We start from the raw sequence: 12408 nt of genomic DNA on the forward strand, positions 1-12408 counted from the left end.
AGTGCGCAGATGCCGAAAATCGGAATGCAGCCATTGCGACGTCAAGCGATGATCCTCGCGACGATTTCCGAAATCGCTGCTGCGGGTACGCTCGACGTTACTGTGAGTCAGATTGCAAAGCGGGCCGGAATGTCTGCGGCGCTGGCCATGCATTACTTCGGAACCAAGGATAAGATCTTTCTGGCAGCGATGCGCTATGTACTCGAGTTGTATAAGCGTTCGGTCAAAACCAAACTTGAGGCCGCCAATGGGCCCTATGAGCGCATCGTCGGAATCATCGATGCGAGCTTTGACGCCAGTCAATTCGAGCGCGAAGTGGTGGCCGCCTGGCTGGCGTTTTACGTCCGTGCGCTGCAGTCGCGAGAAGCCAAACGATTACTTGACGTCTATGCCCGGCGCCTGAACTCGAACCTGCTGTTCAATCTGCGCCAGCTGTTCGATGACACGTCGGCCGAACAGATCGCGCAGGGTCTCGCATCGCTGATCGACGGCTTCTACATCCGTCACGCGCTGCAGGATTCGGTTCCCGACCGCAATGAAACCAGAGCCATGGTCCAGGATTATCTGGAGCTGTGGCTTGAAAGGAAAAACCGCCTTGGCCGCTAAGCCCAATATTCTCGTTTTTATGGCCGACCAGCTCAATGGCACACTATTTCCCGATGGGCCGGCCGACTGGCTGCATGCGCCCAACCTGAAGGCGCTCGCGGCCCGTTCCGCGCGCTTTGCCAATGCCTATACCGGCTCGCCGCTTTGTGCGCCGGGGCGCGCCAGCTATATGTCGGGGCAGTTGCCGCACCGCACGCGCGTCTATGACAATGCGGCCGAGTTTGCCTCCGATATTCCAACCTATGCACACCATCTGCGGCGGGCGGGCTATCATACAGCGCTGTCGGGCAAGATGCATTTTGTCGGTCCCGACCAGATGCATGGCTTTGAGGAACGCCTGACCACCGACATCTATCCGGCCGATTTTGGCTGGACACCTGACTATCGCAAGCCCGGCGAGCGGATTGACTGGTGGTATCACAATCTCGGTTCGATCACGGGCGCTGGCATTGGCGAGATTTCCAATCAGCTCGAATATGACGACGAGGTCGCCTTTCAGGCCACAGCCAAGGTCTATGATCTGGGGCGTCGCCTGGATGACCGGCCATGGATGATGACCGTCAGCTTCAGCCATCCCCATGACCCCTATGTAGCGCGCAAGAAGTACTGGGATCTCTACGCGGACTGCGAGCATCTGATGCCTGCGGTGTCGGCCATGGATTACGCTGAACAAGACCCGCACTCCAAGCGGTTGCTCGATGCCAGCGATGCCAAGTCGTTCGACATCACCGAAGAAAACATCAGGCGGTCGCGTCGCGCCTACTTCGCCAATATTTCCTATGTCGATGACAAGATCGGCGAGGTGCTGACGGCGCTCGAAGGCAGCGAACAGTCGGACAATACGATCATCGTGCTGGTGTCCGATCACGGCGACATGCTGGGCGAACGCGGGCTGTGGTTCAAGATGAGCTTTCTTGAAGGCTCGGCTCGCGTGCCGATGATGATTGCGGCACCGGGGCTGCCCGCCGGCCGTATCGATACGCCGGTGAGCACCATGGACATCAATCCTACACTGGCCGATCTGGCGGGCATTGATCTGGGCGAGATCATGCCCTGGACCGATGGGGAATCGCTGGTGCCGCTGGCGCAGGGCACACCGCGGTCCACGCCTGTGCTGATGGAATACGCCGCCGAGGGCTCGGAAGCGCCATTGGTGGCGTTGCGGCTGGAGAACTGGAAGTACATCCATTGCGAGCTCGATCCGCCGCAATTGTTCAATCTGGCGAGCGATTCCGATGAACTGGTCAATCTGGCGGCTGATCCGGGCCACGCCGAACTGGCTGCCCGCTTTGCTGATCTGGTGGCCAAGCATTGGAATCTGGAAGCTTTCGACGCTGATGTGCGCCAGAGTCAGGCGCGTCGGCTCATCGTCTATGAGGCGCTACGCAATGGTGCCTATTTTCCATGGGACTTCCAGCCGCTGCAAAAGGCGTCGGAGCGCTTCATGCGCAACCACATGGATCTCAACGTTCTAGAACACAATCAACGCTATCCCCGAGGTGAATGAGCATGCGTAACGTCCAACCAACCGCGAGCCATTTCATCGGTGGCCAATATGTCGAAGACAAAGCTGGTCAGGTTATCAACTGCGTCTATGCAGCGACCGGCGAAACCATCGCCACGCTGCATTCAGCCACCCCGGCGATCATTGATCAGGCGCTGGCTGCCGCGGTAAAGGCTCAGAAGGAATGGGCAGCGCTGCTGCCGGTTCAGCGAGGGCGTGTGCTGCGCAAGGCGGCCGACATCATCCGCGAGCGCAACCAGGCGCTGTCCGAGCTCGAAACGCTCGACACTGGCAAGCCAATCCAGGAAACTCTGGTTGCCGACGCGACATCGGGGGCGGATGCGCTGGAGTATTTTGGCGGCATTGCGGCCAGCATTACCGGCGAAACCGTCCCGCTGGGTGAGGACTTCGTCTACACCATCCGCGAGCCGCTGGGCGTGTGCGTTGGCATCGGGGCATGGAATTACCCGACCCAGATCGCCTGCTGGAAAGCAGCGCCGGCGCTGGCTTGCGGCAATGCCATGGTATTCAAGCCCAGCGAGATCACACCATTGGGTGCACTCAAGCTGGCCGAAATCCTGATGGAAGCGGGCGCGCCTGCCGGCTTGTTCAATGTCGTGCAGGGTTATGGCGATGTCGGTGCCAGCCTGATCGGCGACAAGCGGGTCGACAAGGTGTCGCTGACAGGCTCGGTGCCAACCGGCCGCAAGGTCTATGCGGCCGCTGCCGAAGGCATTCGCCATGTCACCATGGAGCTGGGCGGCAAGTCGCCTCTGATCGTGTTTGATGATGCCGATATCGACAATGCCGTCAGCGCGGCGATCAACGCCAATTTCTATTCGACCGGACAGATCTGCTCGAACGGCACACGGGTGTTCGTGCATCGCGATATCCGGGCCGATTTCGTCAAACGGCTGGCCGAACGCACCAAGCTGGCCGTGATTGGCGATCCCATGGATCCGCAGACCCAGATCGGGCCGATGGTCACGGCAGCGCAGCGCGAGAAGGTGCTGGGCTATATTGCCACCGGCAAGGCCGAGGGCGCCAAGCTGGTGCTAGGCGGCGGGGTGCCGCAAGGCGAGCAGTTCGCCAATGCAAACTATATCGAGCCGACGATTTTCGAGGGCGTGACTGACGATATGACCATCGCCCGCGAAGAAATCTTCGGACCCGTTTTGTCGGTGCTCGAATTCAGCGGCGAGGCCGAAGTCATCGAGCGGGCCAATGCCACCGAGTTCGGCCTGGCGGCTGGGGTGTTCACCTCCGATCTGCAGCGCGGACACCGGGTGGTGGCCAAACTTCAGGCGGGAACATGCTGGATCAACACCTACAATCTGACCCCGGTCGAGGCGCCTTTTGGTGGCGTCAAAATGTCGGGCGTAGGCCGCGAGAATTCACGCGCCGCCATAGAACACTATTCCCAGATCAAGTCGGTCTATGTCGCCATGGGTGGCGTTGAAGCACCTTATTGATCGCGAGCAAGTGGCCAAGGGCCGCGGCAAGGATACTCTTATGCAAGCAGATTTCGTCATCATCGGTTCGGGTTCGGCCGGCTCCACCATGGCTTCTCGACTGAGCGAGAACGGGCAGCACTCGGTCATCGTGCTCGAATTCGGTGGCACCGACATGGGGCCCCTGATCCAGATGCCGGCGGCGCTAAGCTATCCGATGAACATGGCCATGTATGACTGGGGCTTCAAAAGCCAGCCCGAGCCCCATCTGGGCGGCCGCAAGCTGGTCGTGCCGCGCGGCAAGGTTGTGGGCGGATCGTCCTCGATCAACGGCATGGTTTATGTGCGTGGCCATGCGCGTGACTTCGACACCTGGGCGCAGAGCGGCGCCAAGGGATGGAGCTATGCCGATGTGCTGCCCTACTTCAAGCGTATGGAAGACTGGCATGCTGGTGGCCATGGCGGTGATGCGAAGTGGCGCGGCAAGGATGGCCCGCTGCATGTGACGCGTGGCAAGCGCGACAACCCGCTGTTCAAGGCGTTTGTCGATGCCGGCGAACAGGCCGGGTTCGAGCGTACCGGCGACTATAATGGCGAAAAGCAGGAGGGCTTTGGCCCGATGGAGCAGACGGTCTGGAAGGGCCGACGCTGGTCCACCGCCAATGCCTATCTCAAGCCGGCACTGAAGCGGCCAAACCTTGAATTGGTGAAGTGCTTCGCGCGCCGCGTGGTCATTGAAAATGGTCGCGCTGTTGGGGTGGAGATCGAACGGGGGGGCAGATCGAAATCGTCAAGGCCAATCGCGAGGTGATCATTGCTGCCTCCTCGATCAACTCCCCCAAGTTGCTGATGCTCTCGGGCATTGGCCCGGCGGCGCATCTGGCCGAGCATGGCATCAAGGTGGTCGCTGATCGCCCCGGTGTGGGGCAGAACCTGCAGGACCATCTCGAACTCTACATCCAGCAGGCGTCCACCAAGCCCATTACGCTCTACAAGCACTGGAATTTGTGGGGCAAGGCGCTAGCCGGCGCGCAATGGCTATTTTTCAAATCGGGTCTGGGCACCTCCAACCAGTTTGAGAGTGCAGGATTCATCCGCTCCAAGGCGGGTGTGGAATACCCCGATATCCAGTTCCATTTCCTGCCGATCGCGGTGCGTTATGATGGTCAGGCTGCGGCTGAAGGCCATGGTTTCCAGGCCCATGTGGGGCCGATGCGCTCGGCATCGCGCGGCGCTGTGACGCTGACCTCGGGCAATCCCAAGGACGCGCCCTCGATCCTGTTCAACTACATGTCCGATCCGCAGGACTGGGCCGATTTCCGGCACTGTATTCGTGTCACCCGCGAGATCTTTGGCCAGAAGGCGTTCGACGAATACCGGGGGCCGAAATCCTGCCGGGGGCGGCGGCGCAAACCGATGATGAGCTTGATGCCCATATTCGCGAGCACGCCGAAAGCGCCTATCATCCCTGTGGTACCTGCCGCATGGGTTCGGCAGACGACATGTCGTCGGTGGTTGATGAACAATGCCGGGTTATCGGGGTCGAGGGGCTTCGCGTTGCCGACAGTTCGATCTTCCCCACCATCCCCAATGGCAACCTCAATGCCCCCTCGATTATGGTCGGTGAAAAGGCATCAGATCACATTCTGGGCAAGGGCATGTTGCCCGCAGAACACGTGCGGCCATGGATTAATCCGCGTTGGCAGGAATCTGATCGCTGATGGGTTGAGGTTGGGACTAGAAAATGCCCCAAATCTAAGGCATCGGTGCGTGTAACACTGATCGTCTTACTCATCTGACTGCAAAGGGCAGGCCACATGTCGGAAGTTCCTGTCCGTTCGCCGCTGCTCGCAGCCGGCGCCATTCTGTTCAGCGTGGCGCTACTGATCATGGGCAATGGTCTGCAGGTGATGTTGCTGCCAATCCGTGGCGGTATAGAAGGCTTCTCGTCGTTTGAAGTGGGCATGCTCGGTTCGGGCTATTTCTTTGGCTTCGTGCTGGGCTGTGCCTTTTCACCGCTGCTGATTATCCGGGCAGGGCACATCCGGACATTTGCGGCGCTGGTGGCCATCGCCTCTGCGGCGGCGCTGGGCTATCCGGTGGCGGTTGATCCGATCGTGTGGGTCCTGCTGCGCATGATCACCGGATTTTGCCTGTCAGGTCTGTATCTGGTGGTGGAAAGCTGGCTCAACGATCAGGCGACCAATGAAACCCGCGGTACGCTGATTTCGACCTATGTGACGGTCAATTTCACGGTGATCACGCTGGGTCAGATGATGGTCACCCTGTTCAAGCCCGACTCGTTCGTGCTGTTCTCGATTGCCTCGGTGCTGGTCTCGCTGGCGGCGGTGCCGATCGTGATGACGCGCTCGACCCAGCCGCCGCCGATCACCATTGTGCGGTTTCGCCCCAAGCGGATGTTCCGACTATCCCCCACGGGCACTGTCTCGATCTTCCTGATCGGGGTGGCGACCGGTTCATTCTGGTCGCTGGGGCCAACCTACGCCAATGCGGCCAGTGGCAGCATTACCGATGCGGCGTTGTTCATGAGTGCGGCAGTGCTGGGTGGCGCGCTGCTGCAGTGGCCCGCAGGCAAGATCTCCGACCATGTCGATCGACGCCTGGTAATGATCGGGCTGGCGCTCGCCTCGCTAATGGTTGGCGTGGTCATTCTCGTTGTGCCGCATGTGACCTGGCTCTGGCTTGTGCTCGGTCTGGCATTCGGGGCGGGGCTGTTGCCGGCCTATGCCATCGCGGCCTCGCACGTTTTCGATTTTGCTGATCGCTCCGACTATGTGGAGATTTCGGCGGGGCTGCTGCTGCTCAATGGTCTGGGGTCGACAGTAGGTCCGCTGCTGACTTCGCTGGCCATCGAGCTGTTCGGGCCCAGTGGCATGTTCATCACCAATGGTGTGGTGATGATGGTGTTGATTGGTTTCGTGGCTGTCCGTCTCAGCCGTCGTGAAGGTCTGCCAGAAGAAGAAAAGGAAAACTTCGACTGGGGTACTGCAGGCGCCGTTTCGGTGGTGGGCGACGAAGAAGCCGTGCAGCTCAGCGATCTTGTGGTCCAGGAAAGCGATCTGGTGGTGCAGGAACCGGCCGCCTGAGGGCGGTCGGCAGGCATGTGAAAAAGAGTCATTGACGACCCTAGGGGTTCGGGCGTATTTGCGGCCTCAGGACACCTTGCCCTAACGCAAGGCGATAGACCTGGGAGGGTCGTTGAAGATGGCTACTATGCCCCTGACCGCGCCGGCGGTAAAACCGGCTAATCCGAATTTTTCGTCGGGCCCCTGTGCCAAGCGTCCAGGCTGGACGGTTGAAGCGCTTGCCAATGCACTGGTCGGTCGTTCGCACCGCTCCAAGCCCGGCAAGGCCCGCATTCAGCGCGCCATCGACCTGACCCGCGACCTGCTAGAAGTCCCAGCCGATTACCGCATCGGCATTGTCCCTGCCTCCGATACCGGCGCTGTCGAAATGGCCATGTGGTCCATGCTCGGCGCGCGCGGCGTTGATATGCTGGCTTGGGAAAGCTTTGGCGAAGGCTGGGTCACTGACGTTTCCAAGCAGCTCAAGCTCGATGACGCCCGCATCATCAAGGCGCCCTATGGCGAATTGCCGGATCTTGCCCAGGTCGATTTTGACCGCGACGTGGTGTTCACATGGAACGGCACGACCTCGGGTGTCCGCGTTGCTAATGGCGACTGGATCCCGGATGACCGCAAGGGTCTGACCATTTGCGATGCCACTTCGGCCGCGTTTGCGCAGAAGCTGGATTTTGCCAAGCTCGATGTGGTCACCTTCTCCTGGCAGAAGGCGCTGGGTGGCGAGGCCGCTCATGGCGTGCTGATCCTGTCGCCACGCGCTGTGGAGCGGCTCGAGACCTTCAAGCCAGACCGCCCGCTGCCCAAGATTTTCCGCCTGACCAAGGGCGGCAAGCTGATCGAAGAAATTTTCGCAGCTGCTACCATCAACACGCCCTCGATGATCTGCATCGAAGACGCCATTGATGCGATGGAATGGGGTCAGTCGCTGGGTGGCCTCGGCGCCATGCAGGCGCGTGCCGACGCCAATTTCAAGGTGCTCTCGGACTGGGTCGCCAAGACCGACTGGGTTGAGTTCCTCGCCAAGAATGAAGCCAATCGGTCCAACACCTCAGTGTGCTTGTCGATTGTCGATCCCGCCGTCACCGTGCTTGATGATGCAGCGCAGGCTGCATTCGCCAAGGCGATTGTCGCCAAGCTCGACAAGGCCGGTGTGGCCTATGACATCGGCGCCTATAAGGACGCGCCGTCGGGCCTGCGCATCTGGGCTGGTTGCACCATCGAGACGGCTGATCTTGCCGCGCTCGTGCCGTGGCTGGACTTTGCCTTCGCCGAAGAAAAAGCTGCCCTCAAGGCCGCTGCCTAATTACACCACCCCCTCCCAACCTCCCCCATCAAGGGGGAGGTGCTGATCGAGTATGCGGCACTGTTCGTGTCCCAAACGCGGAGCGACACCTCCCCCTTGATGGGGGAGGCAGGAGGGGGTGATTTCTCACACTCGATTTTCAAGGAGGGCTCTGATGCCCAAGGTACTCGTTTCCGACAAGCTCAGCATGGCTGCCGTTCAGATCTTCAAGGACAATGGCGTCGAGGTCGACTATCTGCCCGATCTGGGCAAGGACAAGGAAAAGCTGCTCGAGGTTATCGGCCAGTATGATGGTCTGGCCATTCGTTCGGCCACCAAGATGACTGAAAAGGTCATTGCGGCAGCGACCAATCTCAAGGTCATCGGCCGCGCCGGTATCGGTGTCGACAATGTCGATATCCCGGCTGCCACCAAGAAGGGCATCATCGTGATGAACACCCCCTTCGGCAATTCGATCACCACGGCAGAGCACGCCATTGCCATGTTGATGGCGCTGGCCCGCCAGCTGCCCGAGGCTGACGCTTCGACCCGTGCCGGCAAGTGGGAAAAGAACCGCTTCATGGGCGTGGAAGTGACCAGCAAGACGCTGGGTCTGATCGGCGCGGGCAATATCGGCTCGATCGTGGCCGATCGCGCGCAGGGGCTGAAGATGAAGGTTGTGGCTTTCGACCCGTTCCTGACGCCAGAGCGTGCGCAAGAAATCGGCGTCGAAAAGGTCGAGCTCGATGAATTGCTGGGCCGCGCCGATTTCATCACGCTGCACACGCCACTGATCGACGCGACACGCAACATCATCGACGCCGCTGCCCTGGCCAAGACCAAGAAGGGTGTTCGCATCGTCAATTGCGCCCGTGGTGGTCTGATCGACGAAGCTGCGCTCTACGAGGCTCTGAAATCCGGCCAGGTGGCTGGTGCTGCACTGGATGTGTTCCTGGAAGAACCCGCCACCGCCAATCCGCTGTTCGAACTGCCCAACGTCATCTGCACCCCGCATCTGGGTGCATCGACCGGCGAAGCGCAGGAAAATGTCGCGCTGCAGGTGGCCGAACAGATCTCGGCCTATCTCAATGCGGGCGAAATCACCAATGCGCTGAACTTCCCGTCGATCTCGGCCGAGGAAGCGCCGCGCCTGACGCCATTCATCAAGCTTGCTGAAGTGCTGGGTTCGTTCGCCGGTCAGCTCACCGAAACGGCCATCAAGGGCATCAAGATCGAGTTCGAAGGTGACGTTGCCAGCATGAATACCCGCCCCATGGTGGCCTCGGCCGTCTATGGCGTGATGCGCCCGATGATGCCGGATGTGAACATGGTGTCGGCACCGCAGATCGCCAAGGATCGCGGTATCGGCGTTGAAGTGGTGACCCGCGAACAGCAGGGCGCCTACGAGAACTATATTCGCCTCACCGTCGTGACCGAGCGTCAGGAACGGGCTGTGGCCGGTACGGTCTTCGCCAGCGGCAAGCCACGCGTCATTCAGGTCAAGAACATCAATATGGAAGCCGAACTGACGCCGTCGATGCTCTATGTGACCAATGAGGACAAGCCGGGCCATATCGGCCGTATGGGCACGTTGCTGGGCACGCTTGGCATCAACATCGCCAACTTCAATCTGGGGCGCGCCGAACAGGGCTCCGATGCGATTGCGCTGCTGTCGATCGATGGTCAGTTGACCGAAGCGCAGCTGGCAGAGATCGCCTCGCTCGAAGGCGTCAAGCAGGCCAAGGCACTGCGTTTCTAGACGATCGTTTTCATACCAAGTTCCAAGGGTCGGCGCTCAGGCGCCGGCCCCTTTTTATGCGCGCATGCGCCGGGCGGCCCATTCGGCCATGGCGATGCCGCCGATGATGATGGCTGCGGCAATATAGTGATACACCTCCAGGCGTTCGCCCAGAATGATTACCGAGCCCAGCGTGCCGAACACCGGGATCAGATTATGGCTGGGCGCAGCGCGATTGGCACCGACCAGCTCGACGCCGCGCGCGTAAAACACCTGGCTGAACATGGATGGGAAAACCATCACATAGGCCATGACCGCCCAGACCTTGGGCGAGGCCTGTGGTATGGTGGCGAAGGCGCCCAGACCGCTGCCAAAGAGCTGCAACATGACCAGTGCGGTAATCGCTGCACCGGCAAAGGCCACCGCCATAAAGCTCATAATGTGCACTTTGGGCCGGAAGCGCAGGGCGAGCGTGTAGCTGGTATAGGTGAGGCAGGCCAGGATGATGAACCCGTCGCCGACATTGACGTCGAGCGTCAGGATGCGACTGAGATCGCCATGGGTAGCGGTCAAAGCAACGCCGGTTATGGCAATGAGCACGCCGATAATCTGCAGCAGGGTGGCGCGCACCCGAAAGATGATGAAATTGGCGGCCAGGATCAGCATGGGCAATGATCCCTGCTCGATCGAGGAGTTGACCGCGGTCGTTGTGGTCAGGCCGATATAGAGAAACCCGTTGAAAATCGCATAGCCAACGGCGCCATAGGTCATCAGCAGCAGCCAGTTGCGGCGTAGTACCGGCATGTCATCATGCAGGAAGCGCCAGGCGAAGGGCAGGATGAACAATGTGGCGCCGACGCAGCGGCTGGCGAGCAGCAGGAAAGGGTCCATCTCGCCCACCACCATCTTGGCGGCCACAACATTTCCGCCCCAAAACATCGGGGCCAGAATCAGCATCAGATAGGGCTGGTCGAGCAGTCGGGCGGAAATGCCGCGATTTTGGTGTTCTAGCGGCTTTGTCATCGTGGCTCGGGTGATGTAAGGACAATCGGACTTAGCAGTTATTCGACCACGTTGAAACTTCAACAAAAGGTGGTCGGGGGGACAGACGTCCAAATTGGGGAAGGGGCGACATTCGTGTCGAGCCCTTTGTGTCGCGCCTATCCTGGAGATGGAATTCAATGGCTAATGTGGTTGTCGTCGGCTCGCAGTGGGGCGACGAGGGCAAGGGCAAGATCGTGGACTGGCTCAGCGAGCGTGCCGATGTCGTGGTGCGCTATCAGGGCGGTCACAATGCCGGCCATACGCTGGTCATTGACGGGGTGAGCTACAAGCTCGCACTGCTGCCGTCCGGTCTGGTGCAGGGCAAGCTCTCGGTTATCGGTAATGGTGTGGTTGTTGATCCCCACCACTTCGTCAACGAGCTGGAACGGCTGCGTGCCCAGGGGGTCAACATCACCCCCGAGTTGCTGCGCATCGCGGACAATGCGCCGTTGATCCTGTCGCTGCATCGCGAACTCGATGCGATCCGCGAAGATTCAAATTCGGGTCTGAAGATTGGTACCACCAAGCGTGGCATTGGTCCGGCCTATGAAGACAAGGTTGGCCGTCGTGCCATCCGTCTGGTTGATCTGAGCGAGCCGGACACGCTGATGATCAAGATCGAGCGGCTGCTCACGCATCATAATGCCTTGCGGCGTGGCATGGGGCTGGTCGAGATCGAAGCCCAGAAGATCTATGACGAACTGACAGCCGTTGCCGCCGACATCCTGCCCTTCATGGATCAGGTGTGGAAGGTGCTCGACGACAAGCGCAAGGCAGGTGACCGCATTCTGTTTGAAGGCGCTCAGGGCGCTCTGCTCGACAATGATCACGGCACCTATCCGTTCGTGACCTCGTCCAACACTGTTGCCGGTCAGGCTGCTGCCGGTTCGGGCCTGGGCCCTACAGCCATCGGCTATGTGCTGGGCATCACCAAGGCCTATACGACCCGTGTTGGTGAAGGGCCGTTCCCGTGCGAACTCGACGACGAAGTTGGCAAGCATCTGGCGGTCGTTGGTCGCGAGGTTGGCGTCAACACCGGTCGCCCGCGTCGCTGTGGCTGGTTTGATGCGGTGCTGGTGCGTCAGACGGTCAAGACATCGGGGATTACCGGTATCGCGCTGACCAAACTGGACGTGCTGGATGGTCTCAAAGAGATCAAGGTCTGTGTCGGCTATGAGCTGGATGGATCACGGATCGATTACTTGCCTGCCTCAATGGGAGCACAAGCGCGCGTTAAGCCAATCTACGAGACACTGGAAGGCTGGTCGGAGACGACAGCAGGGGCGCGTAGCTGGGCTGAATTGCCCGCTCAGGCCATCAAATATGTCCGGTTTATCGAAGAGCAGATTGGCACGCCGGTGGCGATGCTGTCGACGAGCCCGGAGCGGCTGGATACCATCTTGGTGGTTGACCCGTTCCAAGACTGATATTTTTTGTTACAAGACGTCGCTGACATCGTGAGTATCAAGTAACCAATGGCGGACTACAAAGAGCTGTTGCGCCGGGCCATCTCGGCACTGCCGGAGAACAACGGGGCTGCACGGCGTGCGGTCTACGAGAAGGCGCGTTCGGCCCTGGTTGGCCAATTGCGCGCTATTTCTCCGCCATTGCCGGCGCGCGATATTACCCAACATCGCTTGCAGCTCGAAGACTGTATCCGTCTGGTTGAACAGGAAGCC

At 60.0% G+C, this 12408-nt stretch carries 8 protein-coding genes and 1 pseudogene; 8 read left to right on the plus strand and 1 reads right to left on the minus strand.

Features of this window, described 5'->3' with window-relative positions:
• Positions 1-9: 9 nt before the first annotated feature.
• From betI to serA, 7 genes and pseudogenes are all read left to right on the plus strand, one after another.
• Positions 10-606 carry a transcriptional regulator BetI gene (gene betI / locus AC0L37_RS02580; protein ID WP_212656898.1) on the plus strand — a complete coding sequence of 199 codons (597 nt, stop codon included), beginning with the start codon at positions 10-12 and terminating at the stop codon, positions 604-606.
• Complete coding sequence (betC, locus tag AC0L37_RS02585) at positions 596-2113, plus strand: choline-sulfatase (protein WP_282222084.1); 1518 nt, start codon at positions 596-598, stop codon at positions 2111-2113. Before betI ends, betC begins: the two co-directional genes overlap by 11 nt.
• Positions 2110-3582, plus strand: a complete 1473-nt coding sequence (gene betB, locus AC0L37_RS02590; protein ID WP_282222083.1) for a betaine-aldehyde dehydrogenase — start codon at positions 2110-2112, stop codon at positions 3580-3582. Before betC ends, betB begins: the two co-directional genes overlap by 4 nt.
• A 40-nt stretch (positions 3583-3622) precedes the next feature.
• Positions 3623-5282, plus strand: a pseudogene (betA, locus tag AC0L37_RS02595) (choline dehydrogenase).
• Positions 5283-5378: 96 nt separating this feature from the next.
• Positions 5379-6668, plus strand: coding sequence for an MFS transporter (locus tag AC0L37_RS02600; protein WP_212656902.1), 1290 nt, complete (start codon positions 5379-5381; stop codon positions 6666-6668).
• Positions 6669-6795: 127 nt separating this feature from the next.
• Positions 6796-7968: a phosphoserine transaminase gene (locus AC0L37_RS02605; protein ID WP_282222946.1), complete on the plus strand. Its 1173-nt coding sequence runs from the start codon at positions 6796-6798 to the stop codon at positions 7966-7968.
• 154 nt (positions 7969-8122) lie between these two features.
• Positions 8123-9706: a phosphoglycerate dehydrogenase gene (gene serA, locus AC0L37_RS02610; protein ID WP_282222082.1), complete on the plus strand. Its 1584-nt coding sequence runs from the start codon at positions 8123-8125 to the stop codon at positions 9704-9706.
• A 54-nt stretch (positions 9707-9760) separates the two neighbouring features.
• Here the strand turns inward: serA and AC0L37_RS02615 are convergent, their stop codons facing one another.
• Positions 9761-10708 (minus strand): DMT family transporter, encoded by a 948-nt coding sequence (locus AC0L37_RS02615; RefSeq protein WP_282222081.1) that lies wholly within the window; start codon positions 10706-10708, stop codon positions 9761-9763.
• A 158-nt stretch (positions 10709-10866) separates the two neighbouring features.
• Here AC0L37_RS02615 and AC0L37_RS02620 point away from each other — a divergent pair, with 158 nt between their 5' ends.
• Positions 10867-12156, plus strand: a complete 1290-nt coding sequence (locus AC0L37_RS02620; protein WP_269370259.1) for an adenylosuccinate synthase — start codon at positions 10867-10869, stop codon at positions 12154-12156.
• Positions 12157-12408 lie beyond the last annotated feature (252 nt).

It is taken from the genome of Devosia sp. J2-20 (assembly GCF_055808475.1).

Coding starts and splice junctions, on each gene's coding strand:
- betI (WP_212656898.1), top strand. CDS start 10: ATGCCGAAAATCGGAATGCAGCCATTGCGACGTCAAGCGATGATCCTC.
- betB (WP_282222083.1), top strand. CDS start 2,110: ATGAGCATGCGTAACGTCCAACCAACCGCGAGCCATTTCATCGGTGGC.
- AC0L37_RS02600 (WP_212656902.1), top strand. CDS start 5,379: ATGTCGGAAGTTCCTGTCCGTTCGCCGCTGCTCGCAGCCGGCGCCATT.
- AC0L37_RS02605 (WP_282222946.1), top strand. CDS start 6,796: ATGCCCCTGACCGCGCCGGCGGTAAAACCGGCTAATCCGAATTTTTCG.
- serA (WP_282222082.1), top strand. CDS start 8,123: ATGCCCAAGGTACTCGTTTCCGACAAGCTCAGCATGGCTGCCGTTCAG.
- AC0L37_RS02615 (WP_282222081.1), bottom strand. CDS start 10,708: ATGACAAAGCCGCTAGAACACCAAAATCGCGGCATTTCCGCCCGACTG.
- AC0L37_RS02620 (WP_269370259.1), top strand. CDS start 10,867: ATGGCTAATGTGGTTGTCGTCGGCTCGCAGTGGGGCGACGAGGGCAAG.